The sequence below is a fragment of the Pedobacter sp. SAFR-022 genome, assembly GCF_051965375.1.
In the GTDB taxonomy this organism is placed as follows: Bacteria; Bacteroidota; Bacteroidia; order Sphingobacteriales; family Sphingobacteriaceae; genus Pedobacter.
This window is the reverse complement of record NZ_JBQCME010000006.1, coordinates 38,034-58,068: the sequence shown is the minus strand read 5'-3', so window position 1 is coordinate 58,068 and position 20,035 is coordinate 38,034. Positions and strand designations below refer to the sequence as shown.

The following is a 20,035-nucleotide window of genomic DNA, read 5'->3' as shown; positions in this document are numbered from 1 at the left end:
TAATAAGCGAAATGCACTAGAATGAGTAGGTGATACCTCCAAATACGTTCAGACCAATGTTGTCATAGTACAAAAAGCGGCGGTTGTTCGAATTCATCAGGTTATTAACCTTCAGGAAAGCACCAAATTGCTTATTGATCTTATAGTCGGCACCCAGACCAAGATCTACAAAACCTTTCATGGTTACGATGTTCTCAATGGAAGGATCAGGAACCGAGTATGGAAGAACTGGCTGTGCGGTATAAACCTTGGCCTTGGTTTCTCCCTGCATATAAACGGCTGCGTTAAAGCTTAGCTGTTCATTGACGTTCAACAGCAAGTTAGAGCTTAAACGTGCCTGAGGCTTAAACCAGCTTTCACTTTCTGAAGCAGGTTTGTACTGTTCCATCGTTAAGCCACCGGTCCAACGTAAGGCATCGCTCACTTGTACGGTAATCTCACCGTTGATCCCGGTCAGCTTCATGTTGCCAAAATCGTAGATCACGTCAAATCTGTTTACTGCGCCAAAGTTGTTTACATACAATGGCATATCGGTGATCTTCTTGTGGTATGCTTTGATCTTGTAACCGAAACCAGGACCACCTGTTCCCTTAATTCCAGCAGTGATACTCATTTTCTCAATAGTATTCTGAATACGGATATCGCTGTTCAGGAAGGGATTTTCATCGGTAAAAGCTTTCATGCTGTTACGGTTTACGTCACCTTTAAGTTCTCCAAAGATCTGCAGGTAATCTGGTACCAGTGTGAAATCTGCCGTAACCAAAGGGAAAATCCTGGTGGTAGAGAATTCGCCAAATTCCTGTACGAAGTTAATCCCCGCATTGATTTTAACGCCACTCGCCTGTAAACGGATGTATGGGTTTAAACGTAAAAGGTTGTTCGAAATCTTAGTCGTTATACTTTTGGTCGATCCAAAATCAAGTCCTGCGGCAAGCCCAAGGTTGAAGCTTTGAATACGTTTATTCAGGTAACCATTAATGGTGATCGCATTTTCCCTGGCGTCATATTTATCACCCCAAAGGTAGCCATTGATTTTAGCCGCATAACTTAAAGCATTCTCATCCGTGCTGTAGCGATTTACCACTTCACCTTCTGCCTCGATAAAGTTAAAAGCCTGCTTTGCAGGATCAAGGTTGAAGTCCGGTTGTGAAGGATCTTGTCCGTAGAAACGAAGACCATTGCGCTGATAGTTTACACGGCCACTAAACGTTGCAAGGTCCGTGATACTTCTTCCAAATACGCTAAGTTCCTGCTGGTTGAATTTCTGTCCTGGTAGTTTACCTTCCTGACCGAAATGCCTGAAGTAACCACCTGCCTGCAAAGCTTCATCCTTGCCGGTGTTAATGTACGCTTCCAGTAGGGTGGTGGTTGCACTGCCAAAGCCGCCTTTTGCATAATTGTTGATGAGCTCTTCTTCTCGAGCGGCTGCAAGCTGTTGTGCCTGCAGTTTATTGATGTCGGAGTTTAACTCCAGCTTTTTATCCGTTAGTGAATAGTTGAACTTAGCTTTATAATCCACTACATCATTCAAATCCGGGCTTCTTCTTAGTTTAACAGCTTCCGCCAGGATGGGCTTATAAGGTCTTACAACTTCAATTTCCTCTGCTATGGTCTTATCGTCTGTTTTCTCGGTATTCTCCGTTTTCTTTACGTCCTGAGCTTGAGCAGCCAAGCCGGCAGAACCAACTAGAACAAGGGTTGTATATATAAATTTGTTGAATTTCATCTTCGCTGTGCTTATTTAATTTTTGCCAATTTCTCTTTTGCCGTAGGTACAATCTCATCGTCACCCTCATAGTTGTCGATCAAACTTAACAGGGTACTTTTTGCCTGCAGGTTGTCTTTCGTTGCCACATAGTTGTCGGCAAGTAAAAGGAAGGATTTTGCAACCCAGTAGTCGTACGATGGCATGTTGTTGATCAGGTCAAAGCAAGTCTTCAATGAAGTCTTGTAGTCACCTTTGGCATATTGAATCGCTGCCAGGTTGTATTTAGATTCTGCGGCAGCAATGGTCTTGGTTTTGGCTACCACGTTGCTGAATGCTTTTACAGCCGAAGTGGTATCCGCTTTTGCTAAATAAGCCTTTCCTGCATACAGGTCTGCACTGTTTTTCTCTTCTTCAGAAGACTTATCAGATTCCTTGATCAGCTGTACATATTTCACGATATCATCTGGCATGTTCAAAGCACTGTATGCTTTAAGCAGATTGTTGATGGCGTAGGTATAATGTGCTTTGTAATCTGCGGTTGTTTCAAGTCGTTTCAAATAAACGATTGCCTCGTTGTATTTTTTCTCTTTCAGGTACAACTCAGAAATACTAATTAAAGAACGCTCCGTGTAATCGCTGGTCCAGTCGTTCAGGATGTATTCATAATCCGGAATAGCATCTGCACTTCTGCCGATCTTCACAAGGGACTCGGCGCGGATAAAGCGTCCTTCTTTATCGTGGATTGGTTTAGGGAACTTATCAAAGTAAGCATTTACAGCCTCAACAGTTCCTTGTGCATCACCTTTCAGGTATCTAACGTTTGCCGCCTGGAATGCGATGTTATCCTGTTCTGCAACGGTGTAATTTCCAATTGGCGTGGTCGCTGCATAGTCTATAAAACCCTGTGAATCACCTTTGTCGATATAGATGTTCTTGATTGATTCTAAGGATTGTTTTGCTTCTTCCGTACTGCCATATTCATTGATGACCTTCTTGAAAGTCTCCGCGGCAGCCTGATCCTGATTTTGGTTGTATTGAACCAATCCAATGGTCACTAATGCTCGTGGAATATAACTGCTGTTTGGATATTTGCTGATTAAAGCAGTTAAGTCGTTCTTGGATTTATCCAGCTCACCTTTGTTAAAATAGGTGTAAGCCATTTCGAATCCGGCATCATCTGCATAGTTCGACCCTGGAAATTGCGTAAGCAAACTCTGCATCGTTGCAATTTTAGCATCATCCTGGCCTTGTAAACCCTGGATCATACCACGCTGAAACAAGGCGTAATCTTCACCGGTGTTCTTCTCAGCGATAATACGGTTGTAGTTTGCCAATGCATTTTCATAGCTTTTACTTACAAAATAAGCATCAGCCAATCTGATCCTGGCATCATTCACCGTTTTCGGATCCTTATCATTACCATTCAGGAAACGTTCGAAGTAGGTAGCTGCTTTGCTGTATTTTTCATCTTCAAATGCCGCATAAGCAAGCGCGTAATTCGCGTAGTTGTACACTTTGGTCTTACTCGCTGCAGGCATCCCAAGGAACTTTTCAAAGTTTCTTACCGATTCACCGAACTTCCGAAGCTCATAACCCGCTTCTGCCATCCAGTATGCCGTTAAAGCGGTGATCTCCGGATCTTCATTAAAGTTCTGCGACCTTAAGAACATCGATAAGGCATTTGGAAATGCACGTTCGTTGTAAAACTCCAGACCTCTGAAATAGGTAACTTTCTGGTAAGCTTCCCTGGCTTCCTGTGTTTTGTTAGGAATAGGTTCCAGGATATCTATTGCAGCCTGATAGTTCTTGCTACTTAGCAGGATTTCACCAAGCAAGGTCTTAGCCTCATTGATGCGTCTTGATTTTGGAAACTGTTTCAGGAAGCTTTGCGTGGATTCCATCGCCTGAGAGTTAAAAGTCAGCTCATAACTCAACTTGGCATAATTTAGCCAGGCATCTTCCTGTACCACTTTGTCAAACTCCAGTCGCGAAGCCCTGAAGAAAGCACTTCTCGCTTTTTCTTTGTTGCCTTGTTCAATAAACAGCTGACCAAGGGTGTACATACCATTCTGCAGGTAAACATCATCTTTGGTAAGCTTCTCCAGCACCGAGATCGCTTCCTTACTTTTCTTTAGTTTGTAAAGCGTGTAGCCATACTGATAGATGAACAAGTTGTTCTGAACGCCATTGGTATTTTTCGCATAGAAATCACGGAAGTAGATCTCTGCGTTCTTGTAGTCATTTTTAGCGAAATACGATGCCGCGATTAAGCTCAGCATCTCTGTTTCATATTCCTGCTTGGTCGACTTCAGAATTGGAACTGCATAAGAAATTACATCATCATATCTTTCATCAAGATAATACATGGAGGTAATGTAGTATGGGTAACTGGACTCATACGTTGGCGAGCCCCTTAGTTTTTCAAAGTTGGCGAGTGCGGTTTTATATTCCTTATTCAGGTAGTTGATGTACGCAAAATAATAGGTCGCACTTTCCTGAAAAGGAGAATCCTCTTTCTTAACAGCTTCAAAAAGTGGCTCTGCACGTTCAATGTCGTTCAGCTGGAAGTAAGCGTATCCCTGTTTAAACTGGTACTCCAATCGCTGTTTCGCAGAAAGCGTTGAAGGATCGGTCTTCTCAAACCATTCCAATGCTTTTTGATATTCCTTCTGATCGAAATAAGACTTACCAACATGGAAGTAGGCAAGCTTCGTGTTCGGATTCAAAGGGTAGTCCTTAATGAAATTCTGGAACAAGGCTTCTGCATCGCCATTGCCCAGCTCCAGTGCACAAACGGCAGCATAAAACTTGGCATTTTCACGAAGCAGGGAGAGCTCCGCATTGCTTTCCTGTTGGGTACCAGGTTTCTGCCTGATCTGTTCAACCAACCTGAATTGTTGGGCGGCAGCAACGTATTTCTCGTTATTAAGCAGCTCTAAGCCAGTCTGGTAATTTTTATTGAGGTTTACTATATTACTGATTTGCGCATATCCGGCGGAAAGGTTTCCAGCCAGTAATAGCGGAATAAAGAGGTATTTCTTCTGCATTGGGGTCAAATATGGTTGCTGCGAATATAGTTATATCTAATAAGTTTGTTAACATTTGTAATAAACATATGTTGATAACTTGTTAAACGGCAAAGTTGCAATTCATGGTATTGCAAGAAAACAGGTAATTATTAATCACGCTGAGCAGCAAGCAGATACAGTACAGCCATACGAACTGCTACACCGTTTTCCACCTGATCAAGAATGATCGACTGCTTACTGTCGGCTACATCACTGGTAATTTCCACACCGCGGTTGATAGGTCCGGGGTGCATTACGATAATTTCTTTGTCCAGGCTGTCGAGAATTTGTTTGTTCAAGCCGTACATCATGGCGTACTCGCGTTGAGAGGGGAAGTATTTAATGTCCTGTCTTTCCAGCTGAATGCGCAACATGTTGGCCACATCACACCAGTTCAAAGCTTTCATCAGGTTATGTTCCACTTTTACACCCAGTTCGTGGATGTGTCTTGGAATTAAGGTCGTTGGTCCACATACCATTACTTCTGCGCCCAGCATCTGTAAGCACAGGATATTGGAGATTGCCACCCGGGAGTGCAGGATGTCACCTACAATCACAACCTTCTTGCCTGCAACGTCGCCCAGTTTCTCGCGGATGGAGAAAGCATCAAGCAGCGCTTGTGTTGGGTGTTCATGGGCGCCATCACCGGCGTTGACGATCTGTGCGTTAATGTGCCTGCTCAGGAATACGCCGGCACCGGCATAAGGATGACGCATTACTACCATGTCCACTTTCATGGCCAGGATGTTGTTTACGGTATCGATCAATGTTTCGCCCTTGCTAACGGAAGAAGAGGATGCTGCGAAGTTCAATACATCAGCAGAAAGCCTTTTCTCAGCAAGTTCAAAGGAAAGTTTGGTTCGGGTAGAGTTTTCAAAAAAGATGTTGGCGATGGTAATGTCACGCAGCGAAGGCACTTTCTTGATGGGGCGATTAATTACCCCTTTAAAATTATCTGCAGTTTCGAAAATGAGTTCAATATCATTCCGGTTAATATCTTTAATACCTAAAAGATGCCGGGTTGATAGTCTGTCTGCTGCCATTTCTTATTTGTTTCTGTCTGATAATAAAATTACTTTGTCCTCTCCGTCTGTCTCTTTCCAGGTTACCCTTACAAGCTGAGAATCTACGCTGTCTACCTGCTGACCGGTATAGTCGGCTTCTACAGGCACATGCCTTGAAAACCTGCGGTCTATAAGCACCATAAGTTCCACTTTCGCGGGCCGTCCAAAAGCAAGTAAGGCATCAAGTGCCGCCCGGATGGTACGTCCGGTCCAGAGCACATCATCGATCAGCACCACATTCTTGCCTTCAATAATGAAGTTGATGGTATTTGAACTTGCATTCACCAGGCCATCTTTCCTTCTGAAGTCATCCCGAAAGAAGGTGATATCCAGATTTCCTTTCAGAATTTTACTGTCCGGTAGGATGGTCGAAAGCTCCTGTTGTACCCGGTCGGCGAAATAACTGCCCCGGGGTTGGATGCCTATTAATACGGTATTTGAAAAGTCGGTGTGGTTCTCAATAAGCTGATGGCACAACCTTTTGATTGTGATCTGAAACTTAGGGCCGTCTAGCAGTGTTCTTTTTTGCATGGACTTAGGGTTGCGCAAATATAAAAAAATTGGATGAAGCACAAAGCGCGCTGCCCAAATATCGGTCATTTAGTACATTTGCGTATGGCACATCCGGTGATATTTTTCGATGGTGTTTGTAACCTCTGCAATGCCGCAGTGCAGTTTATCCTGAAGCACGACAAAGCAGCGGTGTTTAAGCTGGCGGCGCTTCAGAGTGATGCAGCACGCCAGTTGCTCGCAGATCAGCCTGTTAATGCAGCGGCTTCCAACAGCATCCTGCTGCTCGAAGATGGACGGGTCTATAGCCGCTCCACTGCTGCGCTGCGTATAGCGAAACGGCTCAGTGGTGCCTGGCGATTATTGTACGTCTTCATTATAGTACCTGCATTTATTCGGGACTTTCTCTATGACCTGGTGGCAAGGAACCGTTACCGGGTATGGGGTAAGCAGGACAGCTGCATGATCCCGGCACCGGAGCTGCAGGAAAGATTCCTCTGAAATGCTTCCTGACGACCTGTTGAACCCCGGTATAAGCGGGGTCTAAGCGCCCTTGATCCGGCCAGGGGCGAGTCAACCCCGCTTCGAGGGCGGCTCAAGGCCGGGTTGAGGCCGTATTGACCCCCCGGCAGGTGCATAACCGTCCAAAATTGAACAGCTTTGTTGCATAAACGTTGCCGGATTATTTGCTAAATTGTGCTAAGCCTGAAGGGCTATATACCTAACCAAATAAAACCTATATGTTTAACAGAAGATCATTTTTAAAAGCCAGCGGGACGTTGGCGGGCATGGGACTGCTATCTGCTTCCGGATGTTCAAAGCACATTTTTTCAGCTGCCAAATCAAGGTATCCGCCTATAGGTCTGCAGACCTACACCTTGAATTTTCTTTTTAATGCCAAGGCTGCAAACACCGCTGAGGTGTTAAAGCAAATTGCTGCAATCGGGGTAAAGGAACTTGAAACGGCGACTGGCACACCCGACAGTCTTTACTATGGTCACAAACCAAAAGAATTCGCGAAAATGGTGAATGATCATGGACTGAAATGGATCGGGAACCATTATCAGGGCTTGCCGCGCCAGACCGCGAGTACCGGAACAGCGAACCGGCGCATAAACCTTCGTGATGATCTGCAGCAGATTGTTGATGATTCTGCCGCAGGCGGTTGTTCCTGGGTAATATGCTCCAGCTCGGCAGAATCGAATATGGATGAGATTAAACGAACTACGGAGATCTTCGCCCAAGCAGGGGAACTGTCTGCCGCGCAAAAGATGAAGTTTGCTTACCATAATCACCAGTCAGAATTTGACAAAATCGATGGCGTTAGTGCATACGATTATATATTGGGTCAGACCAATAAGGAACAGGTGTTTATGGAAGTGGATCTGGCCTGGGCGACCGAAGCGGGAATGGATCCGGTAGAGATGTTCAAACAATATCCCGGCAGATTTCCTTTATGGCATGTAAAAGATATCGATCGCAGCAGCAAAAAGCCATGTCCCGTGGGCCAGGGTAAGGTAGATTTTAAACGCATATTCGAGCAATCGGCACTTTCAGGTGTACAACATACTTTCATTGAACAGGATGGAGCCAAAACCATTGACGATCCCGCATCAAGCGTAAAGTGGATGCAAGCAAATCTGGTATAATTACCTGAGCCGATAAGTTGATCATTATGCTATCTTTGCGCATTAAATAATTTAAATGGGAGCAAATTTCATTGAGATTCTAAGAAAATCTCACAGTGTTATACTAGAAAAGTGGGTTGATAGCCAGTCAAATATCATGACTTACAATGATGATTTGATTAGTAGTCAGGAGATTAGGGAGCAAGCTGAAGAATTGTTGTCAGCCTTCCTGAAAAACTTAAATGTGGACAATGCCGGTAATGGCGACGCCCCAGAATTCGATGAAGTGGTTGAGGCTTTATCAGATCTTTCCATCAGCCGTGCAAAGCTAGGTTTCAGTCCTAAAGAAACTGGTGTTTTTGTAAATGGTATGAAAAATGCCATTATGGAGGTTCTTGAAGCTGAATTGATTGCAGATCCCGCAACATTATATGCTGCAAGCAAACAGCTGCATACGCTTTTCGACAGCTTCAATATTGTAACCTTTGAAACTTTCATTCGTGGACGTGAAGAGGTGATCATCAGACAGACAGATGAGATCTCAGAAATTTCTACCCCGGTAATCCGCGTATGGGAAGGTATCCTTGCCTTGCCGATCATCGGTACGTTAGACAGTGCCAGAACACAGGTTGTAATGGAAAACCTGTTAGAGGCAATTGTTGAAACCGGAAGTAGTATTGCTATTCTGGATATTTCAGGTGTCCCTGCAGTAGATTCACTGGTGGCACAACACTTGATGAAAACCGTTGCTGCAACGCGTTTGATGGGTGCGGAGTGCGTGATCAGTGGTATACGCCCGGAAATTGCACAAACAATTGTCCACCTGGGTATTGATTTGTCAAACATCATCACCAAAGCTTCTCTTGCCCACGCTTTAAGGTTCTCCTTTCAGTCGCTGAAGCTGGAAGTTAAAAAAGTACAAATTCCGGCAAACCGATAATACCCTATGGAGAAAATTCCAATTTTAAGAATGGGACCATTTCTATTGGTCACCATTCAAGTGGATCTTTATGACCGTCTGGCGTTAAATCTGGAGGCCGACTTAATCAAAACGATCAGCGACACCAACGCAAAGGGTGTGCTGATCGATATCTCTGTTGTTTCTATTGTCGACTCTTTCATGGGCCGTATTATTGGCAACATCGCAAGTATGTCGAAGATTCTAGATGCAGAAACTGTAGTGGTGGGTATGCAGCCGGCAGTAGCAATCACGCTTATTGAGCTTGGTTTGCCACTGACCGGTGTACATACGGCATTAAATGTTGAACGTGGAATGGAACTGCTGAAGTCAAAAGTAGATCTAAGTGACTATTCATCGAACGAAGATGAGGATGAGTATGAGCCAGATGATCAGCGTGATTACTAAACAATCGATGTTGATCCAGCAGGATCACGATGTTGTGCCTTTTCGAAACCGTGTTAAGGAATGTGCCGTAAAGCTAAAAATGGGCTTGGTCAATCAGACCAAACTCATTACTGCGGCGAGTGAACTGGTGCGTAACATGCTCAAGTATGGTCGTGGTGGTCAGGTGTTGATTGAAGGGGTTTCCAAAAGGAACCAATTCGGGGTGCGCCTGGTGTTTATCGACAAAGGCCCGGGTATTCCTGATATCGCGCTTGCCATGAAAGATGGTTACTCCACTGGTAAAAGCCTTGGACTGGGACTTCCCGGAACCAAGCGGCTTGTAAATGAATTTGAAATCGAATCGACAGTTGGCGTAGGCACCAAAGTGTCTATCATTAAATGGTGTAATGGTTAACAAGAACTATACACGTTATGAAGCTTCCGACCGGAGTTATTATGCGCTGCTAAGAAAAGGTATCCATAAACAGGCAGTACAGGCTGATTTTTCCGAGATTAAGATTGCGCACCTGGATCTTATTGTTGCCGAGATTACCTCCAACCTGGACAAATACACCAACGGTGGAGAGGTGCTCTGTGCCGTTCAGGGGCTGGGGAATGACCAATATATGGAGATCATCGCTTTGGACAGCGGACCGGGGTTCAATGACCTGGCCCTTATGATGGGTGATGGTATATCTTCAGGCAGTACTCTGGGCCATGGATTGGGCAGTATCAAAAGGATGTCTGACTTTTTCAGCATCTATTCCCTGAAAGGCTGGGGGACGATCCTAGTATCCAGGCTCTATAAAACAGATGCGCGTACTGAAAACCGCCGGATTGTGGTTCGGGGTATCGTGGTGCCAAAACCGCCGGAGAAAGTTAGCGGTGATGGTTTTACGTATAAGTTTTCAGAACGCTATTTTAAGCTGATGCTGATGGATGGGCTGGGACACGGACCTGAAGCCAACAAAGCTGTAGAAGAAGCATTCAGTGCATTTAAACTTTGTCCTTTACATGATCCTGCAGATATTGTCCGGTACATGCATCCACCACTGAAGAAAACCAGAGGGGGGGTAGGCACTGTATTGGTGTACGATGGACAGAAGGATGTTTATAGCATTCTTGGTGTTGGGAATATTGCATCAAAGATCGTCGGCAATACAGAGTGTAAAAATATTATGCCTTATAACGGTATCATCGGCCATAACATTCCAAACACCATGACCAGCCATGAGATACCAGCTAAGGACTACAAGTTTATTGTGATGTGTTCAGACGGAATTAAAACTCGCTGGGATATTACGAAGTATCCACACATACAGCGTTACGATCCGATCATCATCGCAGCAGCTATTTATAAAGATTTTGCCCGGCATACGGATGATATGTCGGTTGTAATTATAAAAATAAATAAGGTATGATCAAGTTAGCAGAGGTTACCTTAGAAAACGAGATGGATGTGGTATTATCTGGTCAGAAGTTTCTGAAAATAACAGAGCTGCTACACCTTAATTTGTCGACCCGCAGCACCTTTGCGAGTGCGGTTTCGGAGGTTGTACGGGTGATGACCGAACACACCGACCATGGTGTGTTACAGCTTGGGATTGTGGAGCAGGATCGCCGTCAGAAGCTGATATGTAAAATATGTTACCCAGCAGATGAACCGCCTATAGATCCCGACCTGTTCATGTATGCTAAAAAGCTGGTGCCTTTCTTTGATACCCATAAAACTGCCGAAAAAATTATTGTTGAATTTTCGATCGGCTTACCTAAATCATTGAACCTTAACAGGCTTAAAATTCAGCAGATTGCGGAAGCGCTTGAGCAAAACGGTCCGGTGTCACCTTATGAAGTGCTGAAGATCAGTAAGAATGAACTTACGGCGAAGGCTGAACTTCAGGAGGCCGAACTTCGTGCTTCCAAGGTGATGAATGAACTTAAATCAGAGTTCATTTCCATGGCCAGCCATGAGCTTAAAACCCCGATTACCATATTGAAAGCATATGGACAGTTGGCGCTTTCGCCCAAAGTGAAAACAGTAGAGCAAGCACAGTCGATCGTAGCAAAAATGAATGCACAGTGTGTCAAGTTATCTACGCTTGCCTTGCAGTTGCTGGACTCCGCCAAAATTGAAATCGGTCAGTTGGAATACAAAATGACGCCAGTGGATTTTGTGAGCTATCTTCATCAAACCATTGAAGATCTGCGGCACTTGATTCCGCACCATACACTTGTGGTCGATTGTGCTGATACCTATACCATACGGATTGACCAGCTACGTATGGAGCAGGTGCTGAGTAACTTACTCAGCAATGCTGGCAAGTACTCTGAATCCGGTACGAGCATACATCTTTGTACCAAAAATGATTATGAGAACAAACTGTTGATCTTCTCTATCAAAGATGAGGGTATCGGCATTTCGCCGGACGGCATCACGAAGATCTTCCAGAAATTTCACCGTGAACCAGAAGTGCTAAGCAAACATTCCGGACTTGGAATGGGTATGTATATCGCAGCTAAAATTGTGGACGCACATGGTGGTGATATTTGGGTAGAAAGTACCACAGGTGAAGGATCTACCTTCCATATTTCGTTACCTTTCGCATAAAAGACCTTAGAGAAGCGCTGATCTCCCACCGATAAAACACTTAAAAAAGGGCCGCCAGGCCCTTTTTTGCTGTATCCTACGATGTTGATAAATTTTTTGTGGTAGAAAGTGGTAAAAAGTGGTAGAAGTCGTTAATTTTACCCTACATTAAAGGTGTAAATATTATAATGGTTCAACTGCTGGGAGAGTATGATTGTAAATTGGATGCGAAGGGTCGCCTGATGGTGCCTTCCGGTCTGAAGAAGCAATTGCCAAATGTTGACCAAGAGGGACTTGTCATCAACCGTGGGTTCGAAAAGCATCTGGTTATTTATCCGAAGAAAGTTTGGGAACAGAAGATTGAAGAGTTGAGCAAACTTAATCAATACGAAGAAAAACACCGGATCTTTATTCGACTATTTACCCGGGGTGCGACCGAATTGCTGATGGATGCTACTGGAAGGATTAATCTTCCAAAATCGTTGATGGAAGCTGTTGGGATTTCCAGCAACTCAGAACTGGTTTTAGCATGTCAGCTGGATAAGATCGAAGTTTGGAACAAAGGGGCTTACGAAGCTTTGTTTGACGAGGATCCGAAGAGCTTTGCACTTTTAGCGGAAGAAGTAATGGGAAATAAAAACAAGGGGGAGCATGGAAACTAATTACCACGTACCAGTATTGTTGCAGGCCTGTATTGATGGTTTAAACATTAAACCCGATGGTGTTTATGTTGATGTAACCTTCGGTGGGGGCGGCCATTCCCGTGAGATCTTAAAACACCTGGGCGATAAAGGTGTCCTGATTGCTTTTGATCAGGATCCTGATGCACAGCGTAACAAGATTGATGATCCAAGATTCCGTTTCGTAGATCAAAACTTCGCTTTTCTTAAAAACAACCTTCGTTTATTGGGATTTAAAAAAGTAGATGGCATCCTGGCTGATCTAGGCGTGTCCTCACACCAATTTAATGAGCCTGAACGTGGGTTCTCCACACGCTTCGAGTCTACACTGGATATGCGTATGGATAAGCAAGGTGAATTAACTGCAGCGACAGTTTTAAACACCTATTCTGAAGAGCAATTACATCGCATCTTCGGCATTTACGGTGAAGTTAAGAATGCTAAATCACTGGCGAAAGCAGTTGTTACTGCACGTGTGTCGCAGCCGATCAACACGCTTGCCGAGTTTAAGTCCGCAATTGCTTCGCATATCCCAAAGGGTAAAGAACACAAGTATATGGCGCAGGTTTTTCAGGCGCTTCGTATTGAAGTGAACAAGGAGATTGAAGTGTTGGAGCGCTTCCTGGAGCAAACAGCAGAGGTGTTGAATCCGGGTGGTCGCCTCGTGGTGATGTCCTATCACTCGCTGGAAGACAGGCCTGTAAAGAATTTCATTGCCAAAGGCAAGGTCCGCGGAGAAGTAGATAAAGATTTCTATGGTAATCAGCTGAAGCCTTTTAATGTGGTAACGCGAAAGGCTGTTGTCGCTGATGAAAATGAACTGGTGGATAACAGTCGTTCAAGAAGTGCAAAATTAAGGATTGGAGAAAAGATATGAGTAACCAATTCAGAACATATGAGGTCGACGAGCCGGAAATGATGGCTGAACCGATCGTTAAGGTAAAGAAAGCAAAGCCTGTAAAAGATGTGCCTGAAGCCAAAATGGGCGCCAAGACATTTTTTAAGAAGCTTTTTAGTGAGGGTGGTGTGAGTAAGGAAGCTGCAACGGAGATGTTGCCGTTTTTGTTGTTTTTATCCTTTCTGGGGATGTTATACATTGGAAACAGTCACATCGCGATGCAGAACATCAGGAATATTGACAAACTGCAGAAAGAAGTAAAAGAATTAAGTTGGGAATACAAGTCGCTTAAGGCTGACTTGATGTTCAAGAGTAAATTGACCGAAGTTGCAAAGAAGGTAGACACTTTGGGTGTAAAGACTTTAACCGAACCGCCAAAGAAAATTATTGTGAAGAACAATGAACATTAGAGCGAACATATTACTACGTGTTTATCTGGCTTTCGGCCTGATTGTACTGCTTGCCGTGGCGGTATTAATCAGACTTTGCGATGTACAGTTTGTAGAGGGGAGTAAATGGCGTGCCATGGCCGATAGCCTCTCTACAAAGTATGTCAATATAGAGCCTGCGCGTGGAAATATTTATTCTAACGATGGAAGCCTGCTGGCGACTTCGGTTCCGGAGTATGAACTCCGTATTGATATGTTTGCTGGTGGCATCAGTGATAACGAGGTTTTCTACAGCAAGGTAGATTCCCTGGCGATTCGTTTGTCGGGCTTCTTCAGGGATAAGAGTCCTAAGGAATACGCGCGAATGCTGCGCCGTGCCAGACAGGATTCCTCGCGCTATGTGTTGCTTAAACGTAAGGTTAATTACCAGGACCTTAAAGTTGTGCGAAGCTTCCCGCTGTTCAATATCGGGAAATACTCCGGCGGCTTAATTGCCATTCAAAAGAATAAACGCATTCTTCCTTTCCAATTTTTAGCTCAACGTACTATTGGTTACAAGAATGTAAACGTGCAGAATGGGGTAGGTCTGGAAGGTGCCTACGGTAAATATATCGATGGTGAAAGTGGTAAGCGTTTAGTGCAGCGTACGGCGGGTGGTGTTTGGATGCCGGTGAATGAAGAAGCGGAGATCGCTTCTAAAGAAGGGGCGGATATCATTTCCACGATCGATATTAATATGCAGGACCTTTGTCAGAGTGCCTTGGAGAAGCAGCTTATTGCAAGTGATGCACACCATGGTACGGTGATCCTGATGGAAGTTAAAACCGGTGAGGTTCGTGCTATTGCCAACTACACCAAGGTTGCCAAAGGAGAATATAAAGAAACGTTCAACTACGCCATTGCAGGTAACCAGGATCCTGGATCAACATTCAAAGTTGCTTCTTACATGGCGCTGCTGGAAGATGGTCTGGTTGATACAAATACATTGGTTTCAACGGAAAATTACAGAGTGCCAGGGAAGACAATCAAAGATTCGCATGGTAGCATCGGTGTTGTAACCGTGAAGAAAGCTTTTACAGAATCTTCCAATGCTGCGATTGCACAAATGGTAAATACCCATTACCGTAATGATCAGTCCAGGTTCACGGATCATCTGTATCGTTGGGGATTGAATGAGAAACTTGACCTGCAGATCCCAGGTGAAGCACAGCCGGTAGTTAAAAATCCAAAGAATAAAAGCTGGAATAAGAACCTGACTTTACCGCAGATGGCATATGGCTATGAGATGCAGTTAACGCCTTTACACATGCTATCTTTCTATAATGCCATTGCAAACGATGGTAAATTGATCGCACCCATCTTTGTTAAGGAGATCCGTAAATTAGGCAACCCAATAGAGCAATTTGAGGCAAGGGTAATCAACGAGAAAATTGCTTCCGATGAAACCATCGATAAGATGCAGGATCTGCTGGAAGGTGTATTCACACAGGGTACAGGAAAATCGCTGGCTTCTAAATATTTCAAGATCGCCGGAAAGACGGGTACTGCACAGGTAGCGGATGGGAACAAGGGATACCGCGCTAAACGTCAGTATCAAAGTTCCTTCTGTGGCTATTTTCCTGCAGACAATCCAAAATATTCCCTAATTGTGGTGATCAACGATCCTAAAGGTGCTTATTACGCGGCGCTGGTAGCAGGCCCGCCATTCAAAGAAATCGCAGACCGCATTTACGCCTCTGATATGTCCCTGGCCAAAAACTACACCGAACATCTGGTGGGAAATACCAAAGCACCTGAAGCAAAAGCAGGTAAAAGCAAAGCCGTGAAAACCGTTTATCAGTCTTTAGGTATCAAAACATTATATGCTGCCAAAGGTGATTACTTCAACAGCATTGATACCAGCAATGGCCTGGTTTACCAGGAATATACTTCCGTAAAGGGCGTGATGCCGAATGTTACCGGCATGGGCTTAAAGGATGCATTATACCTTTTGGGGAATGCAGGCCTTAAAGCGAAAGTAACAGGTAGTGGAAAAGTAGTAAAACAGTCGATAGCGCCGGGCTCAAAGATCAGCAAGGGCTTAGGCGTACAAATAGAATTGAAATAATATGCAGCTGCAGGATATCCTATATGGCGTAACGATACAGATGCTTGTTGGTGTAACAAACAGGGAGGTTGCCGCACTGGAATTTGATTCCAGAAAAGTTCAGCCTGAAACCGTATTTTTTGCCATTAAAGGCACCTTGGCCGATGGGCATCAGTACATCGGGCAGACCATTGCTGCAGGTGCATCGGTGATTGTCTGTGAAGATATGCCGGAAGTACAGTCGCCGGAGGTGACCTACATCCAGGTGGAAAACGCCCATGTAGCGCTCGGGATTATGGCTGCCAATTTCTATGGCAATCCATCTTCCAAGCTGAAACTCGTTGGGATTACCGGAACAAACGGCAAAACGACCATTGCAACCTTATTATTCAAGCTCTTTACGGAACTTGGATATGCTGTTGGTCTGATCTCAACTGTAGAGAACCAGATTAAAGAAACGGTTATTCCATCTACGCACACCACACCAAACCCGGTTGCACTAAACTTGCTATTAAAGCAAATGGTTGATGCCGGCTGTGTCTATTGCTTTATGGAGGTAAGTTCACATGCGGTGGTGCAACACCGGATTGAAGGATTACACTTCGCAGGGGCGGTGTTCTCTAATATTACACACGATCACCTGGATTTCCATAAAACCTTCGACAACTACATCAAAGCAAAGAAAGCGTTTTTTGATGGTTTGCCAAAGGCAGCCTTCGCCTTGACCAATGCAGACGATAAAAACGGTATGGTGATGCTGCAGAACACGAAAGCGACCAAGAAGAGCTATGCACTTAAACAGATGGCCGACTTCAAAGCCAAGATTATTGAAAACAGCTTCAGTGGCCTGAACCTTGAGATCGATCAGCTTGAAGTGTACTTCAAACTTGTGGGTTCATTTAACGCTTATAACTTACTGGCGGTATATGGAACAGCCATACTACTGGGTGAAGACAAGATGCAGGTGCTTACGGTGCTTAGTGAGCTTAGTGGCGCGGAAGGTCGCTTTGACTATGTTGCAAATAACCAAAAAATCATCGGTATTGTAGATTATGCGCATACACCAGATGCCGTGCAGAATGTATTAAGCACGATCGCGAATATCCGCAAGGGCACAGAGCAAGTGATTACTGTAATTGGCTGCGGCGGTGATCGTGACACCTCAAAACGTCCGGTGATGGCACAGGTAGCCTGCGACTGGAGTGATAAGGTGATCCTGACGTCCGACAATCCAAGGACCGAGGATCCAAACGCCATACTGCGCGATATGGAGGCTGGTGTTTCACCCAGCAATAAACGTAAAACATTAACCATAACAGATAGGAAGGAAGCAATTAAAACAGCATGTCATCTGGCAAAGCCTGGAGACATCATTTTAGTTGCTGGAAAGGGACATGAAAAATATCAGGAGATCAGTGGGGTGAGGTATCATTTTGATGATAAGGAAATTTTAACGGAACAATTAAACTTAATCAGCTAATGTTATATTATCTATTTGATTACCTCCGAGAACATTATGACTTTCCTGGATTAAGATTGTTCCAGTACATCACCTTCCGTACCTCCCTGGCGATCATCATTTCTTTGATCATCACGACTGTTTTCGGACATAACATCATCAGCTATCTGCGAAAAATGCAGGTTGGCGAAACCGTTCGTAATCTTGGGCTCGAAGGCCAGATGCAAAAACAGGGTACACCAACGATGGGTGGTATTATGATCCTGCTTGGTATTCTGGTGCCAACCTTATTGCTGGCAAATTTGTCGAACATCTATGTCATTCTGATGATTGTAACCACCGTTTGGATGGGGGCAGTTGGCTTTTTAGATGATTACATCAAAGTTTTTAAGAAAAATAAAGAAGGCCTTGCTGGTCGTTTCAAAATTGTAGGTCAGGTAGGTCTTGGACTGATCATTGGCTATACCATGTACTTTCACCCGAACATTGTAGCACGTCAGAAAGTTGATGAGGCCAACATCACGAAATCTAAAGCACCGATGGTGTTAAGGCAAAAAGGTGAAACCTACTACTATACACAGGACATCAAGACTACGATTACGAATGTTCCTTTTTACAAGAACAATGAGTTTGATTACGCCAAGGTGCTGAAATTCATTGGTCCAGGATATGAGAAGTATGCTTTCCTGGTGTTTATGGTTTTTGTTGTAGTGATCATCACCGCCGTTTCCAACGGCGCAAACATCACCGATGGGATCGATGGGCTCGCCACGGGTACCTCAGCCATCATCGGGATCACGCTGGGCATTCTGGCTTACGTCTCTGGTAATACCGTCATTGCCGACTACCTCAATATCATGTACATTCCAAATTCTGGAGAGCTGATGATTTTTGCGGGCGCTTTTGTGGGTGCATGTGTCGGCTTCTTATGGTACAACTCTTATCCCGCACAGGTTTTTATGGGCGATACCGGCAGTCTTGCGATCGGTGGAATCATTGCAGCCTTTGCGATCATGATCAGGAAGGAACTGTTAATTCCAATACTTTGTGGCGTGTTCCTGGTAGAGATACTTTCGGTTATGCTGCAGGTTTCTTATTTCAAATACACTAAGAAACGCTTTGGTGAGGGACGGCGTATTTTACTGATGTCTCCCTTACATCACCATTATCAGAAAAAAGGCTACCATGAAGCGAAGATCGTTGTTCGCTTTTGGGTAATTGGAATACTGCTGGCCATCATTACAATCATCACCTTAAAAGTAAGATAATGGAAAAGGGCAGGATTGTAATACTAGGTGCTGGTGAAAGCGGATACGGTGCAGCATTGCTGGCGCAGAAGCAGGGCTTTGAGGTCTTTGTTTCAGACGCGGGCAAGATAGCACCCGGCTATAAAGAGAAATTAACCGCATTGAATGTGCCTTTTGAAGAAGGTCAGCATACCAGTGACTTGATCACCAATGCGACAGAAGTGATTAAGAGTCCTGGTATCCCCGAGACTGCAGCTATGGTGAAGACCTTGCTGGCTGCAAATGTGCCGGTGATTTCGGAAATCGAATTCGCTAAACGTTATACCAAAGCAAAAACGATCTGTATTACAGGTTCAAATGGGAAGACAACGACTTCAACACTGATCTACCATCTGCTGAAAAAAGCAGGTATCAATGCTTCACTGGCAGGAAATATCGGAAAAAGCTTTGCTGCACAGGTCGCTGAAGATCAATACGACTGGTATGTGCTTGAAATTTCAAGTTTCATGCTGGACAACATGTTCGAATTTAAGGCAGATATCGCGGTACTGTTAAACATAACACCGGATCATCTGGACCGCTATGATTACAAAATGGCAAATTATGCAGCATCAAAAATGCGCATTACACAAAATCAAACAGCAGCGGATTATTTCGTTTACTGTGCTGATGATGCCGAAACCATGAAAATGCTGCAGACCATGAAGCTGCAGGCCAGGCAATTTCCATTTTCAATCCTCCATCACGTAGATGAAGGTGCCTGGGTAGAAGACGACCTAATCCACATAAATATAAACTCAAAAGATCAATTTACTATGTCTATAGCAGAGTTAGCCTTACAAGGCAAGCACAATATCTACAATTCAATGGCCTCGGGTATTGTTGCCAAAGTGCTGGATATCCGTAACGCGACCATTCGTGAAGGGATGGGAGATATAAAGAATATTGAACACCGCATGGAGTTTGTTGCCAAGATCTCGGGTGTAACTTACATCAATGATTCTAAAGCGACCAATGTGAATTCAACCTGGTATGCACTGGAGAGTGTAAGTACAGACGTGGTGCTGATCATGGGCGGGGTAGACAAAGGAAACGATTATGAAATGCTTAAGGACCTGGTGAAAGACAAGGTAAAAGCGATCGTTTGCCTGGGTAAAAACAACAAGCGCATTCATGAGGCTTTTGAAGATGATGTGGACATCATTGTAAACACCTTTTCGGCAGATGAAGCGGTACAGGTTGCTTATCATCTGGCAAAGAAAGGTGATACCGTGTTACTTTCACCTGCATGTGCAAGTTTTGACCTTTTCACCAGCTACGAAGACCGTGGCCTCCAGTTTAAAAAAGCTGTAAAAGAACTATAGAT

Annotated in this window: 18 protein-coding genes; 14 read left to right on the top strand and 4 right to left on the bottom strand. The window is 44.3% G+C overall.

Annotation, left to right across the window (positions count from 1 at the left end; genetic code table 11):
* Positions 1 to 16: 16 nt before the first annotated feature.
* The 4 genes from ACTHQF_RS14190 to pyrR form a co-directional block, all read right to left on the bottom strand.
* Positions 17 to 1,726, bottom strand: a complete 1,710-nt coding sequence (locus ACTHQF_RS14190; protein ID WP_440431095.1) for a hypothetical protein — start codon at positions 1,724 to 1,726, stop codon at positions 17 to 19.
* Positions 1,727 to 1,737: 11 nt separating this feature from the next.
* The gene (locus tag ACTHQF_RS14185; RefSeq protein WP_440431093.1) at positions 1,738 to 4,755 is read right to left on the bottom strand and encodes a tetratricopeptide repeat protein; all 3,018 of its coding nucleotides are present in this window, start codon (positions 4,753 to 4,755) and stop codon (positions 1,738 to 1,740) included.
* A 131-nt stretch (positions 4,756 to 4,886) separates the two neighbouring features.
* Positions 4,887 to 5,819 (bottom strand): aspartate carbamoyltransferase catalytic subunit, encoded by a 933-nt coding sequence (locus ACTHQF_RS14180; RefSeq protein WP_440431091.1) that lies wholly within the window; start codon positions 5,817 to 5,819, stop codon positions 4,887 to 4,889.
* A 3-nt stretch (positions 5,820 to 5,822) separates the two neighbouring features.
* Positions 5,823 to 6,371, bottom strand: a complete 549-nt coding sequence (gene pyrR / locus ACTHQF_RS14175) for a bifunctional pyr operon transcriptional regulator/uracil phosphoribosyltransferase PyrR (RefSeq protein WP_440431089.1) — start codon at positions 6,369 to 6,371, stop codon at positions 5,823 to 5,825.
* Positions 6,372 to 6,404: 33 nt separating this feature from the next.
* Between pyrR and ACTHQF_RS14170 the strand changes: the two genes are divergently transcribed.
* The 14 genes from ACTHQF_RS14170 to murD all read left to right on the top strand — a co-directional run bounded on the left by ACTHQF_RS14170 (position 6,405) and on the right by murD (position 20,033).
* The gene (locus ACTHQF_RS14170) at positions 6,405 to 6,851 is read left to right on the top strand and encodes a thiol-disulfide oxidoreductase DCC family protein (protein ID WP_440431087.1); all 447 of its coding nucleotides are present in this window, start codon (positions 6,405 to 6,407) and stop codon (positions 6,849 to 6,851) included.
* 239 nt (positions 6,852 to 7,090) lie between these two features.
* Positions 7,091 to 7,999, top strand: a complete 909-nt coding sequence (locus tag ACTHQF_RS14165) for a TIM barrel protein (protein WP_440431085.1) — start codon at positions 7,091 to 7,093, stop codon at positions 7,997 to 7,999.
* A gap of 55 nt (positions 8,000 to 8,054) precedes the next feature.
* Positions 8,055 to 8,918: an STAS domain-containing protein gene (locus ACTHQF_RS14160; RefSeq protein WP_440431083.1), complete on the top strand. Its 864-nt coding sequence runs from the start codon at positions 8,055 to 8,057 to the stop codon at positions 8,916 to 8,918.
* 6 nt (positions 8,919 to 8,924) lie between these two features.
* Positions 8,925 to 9,344, top strand: coding sequence for an STAS domain-containing protein (locus ACTHQF_RS14155; RefSeq protein WP_440431081.1), 420 nt, complete (start codon positions 8,925 to 8,927; stop codon positions 9,342 to 9,344).
* Positions 9,304 to 9,738: an anti-sigma regulatory factor gene (locus ACTHQF_RS14150; protein ID WP_440431079.1), complete on the top strand. Its 435-nt coding sequence runs from the start codon at positions 9,304 to 9,306 to the stop codon at positions 9,736 to 9,738. Before ACTHQF_RS14155 ends, ACTHQF_RS14150 begins: the two co-directional genes overlap by 41 nt.
* A complete protein-coding gene (locus ACTHQF_RS14145) occupies positions 9,731 to 10,744 on the top strand; it encodes a serine/threonine protein kinase (protein WP_440431077.1) in 1,014 nt (337 codons plus the stop codon). The genes ACTHQF_RS14150 and ACTHQF_RS14145 overlap by 8 nt, the downstream gene beginning before the upstream one ends.
* Complete coding sequence (locus ACTHQF_RS14140; RefSeq protein ID WP_440431075.1) at positions 10,741 to 11,931, top strand: sensor histidine kinase; 1,191 nt, start codon at positions 10,741 to 10,743, stop codon at positions 11,929 to 11,931. The genes ACTHQF_RS14145 and ACTHQF_RS14140 overlap by 4 nt, the downstream gene beginning before the upstream one ends.
* A 167-nt stretch (positions 11,932 to 12,098) precedes the next feature.
* Positions 12,099 to 12,572 carry a division/cell wall cluster transcriptional repressor MraZ gene (mraZ, locus tag ACTHQF_RS14135; protein ID WP_440431073.1) on the top strand — a complete coding sequence of 158 codons (474 nt, stop codon included), beginning with the start codon at positions 12,099 to 12,101 and terminating at the stop codon, positions 12,570 to 12,572.
* The gene (gene rsmH / locus ACTHQF_RS14130; protein WP_440431072.1) at positions 12,562 to 13,467 is read left to right on the top strand and encodes a 16S rRNA (cytosine(1402)-N(4))-methyltransferase RsmH; all 906 of its coding nucleotides are present in this window, start codon (positions 12,562 to 12,564) and stop codon (positions 13,465 to 13,467) included. The genes mraZ and rsmH overlap by 11 nt, the downstream gene beginning before the upstream one ends.
* Positions 13,464 to 13,898, top strand: a complete 435-nt coding sequence (locus tag ACTHQF_RS14125) for an FtsL-like putative cell division protein (RefSeq protein ID WP_440431070.1) — start codon at positions 13,464 to 13,466, stop codon at positions 13,896 to 13,898. The genes rsmH and ACTHQF_RS14125 overlap by 4 nt, the downstream gene beginning before the upstream one ends.
* Positions 13,888 to 15,984, top strand: a complete 2,097-nt coding sequence (locus tag ACTHQF_RS14120; RefSeq protein ID WP_440431068.1) for a penicillin-binding protein — start codon at positions 13,888 to 13,890, stop codon at positions 15,982 to 15,984. The genes ACTHQF_RS14125 and ACTHQF_RS14120 overlap by 11 nt, the downstream gene beginning before the upstream one ends.
* 1 nt (position 15,985) lies before the next feature.
* Positions 15,986 to 17,443, top strand: a complete 1,458-nt coding sequence (locus ACTHQF_RS14115; protein ID WP_440431066.1) for a UDP-N-acetylmuramoyl-L-alanyl-D-glutamate--2,6-diaminopimelate ligase — start codon at positions 15,986 to 15,988, stop codon at positions 17,441 to 17,443.
* On the top strand, positions 17,443 to 18,690 hold the full coding sequence (mraY, locus tag ACTHQF_RS14110) for a phospho-N-acetylmuramoyl-pentapeptide-transferase (protein ID WP_440431064.1): 1,248 nt from the start codon (positions 17,443 to 17,445) through the stop codon (positions 18,688 to 18,690). Before ACTHQF_RS14115 ends, mraY begins: the two co-directional genes overlap by 1 nt.
* Entirely contained in the window at positions 18,690 to 20,033 is a 1,344-nt protein-coding gene (gene murD, locus ACTHQF_RS14105) for a UDP-N-acetylmuramoyl-L-alanine--D-glutamate ligase (RefSeq protein WP_440431062.1), read from the top strand. The genes mraY and murD overlap by 1 nt, the downstream gene beginning before the upstream one ends.
* Positions 20,034 to 20,035 lie beyond the last annotated feature (2 nt).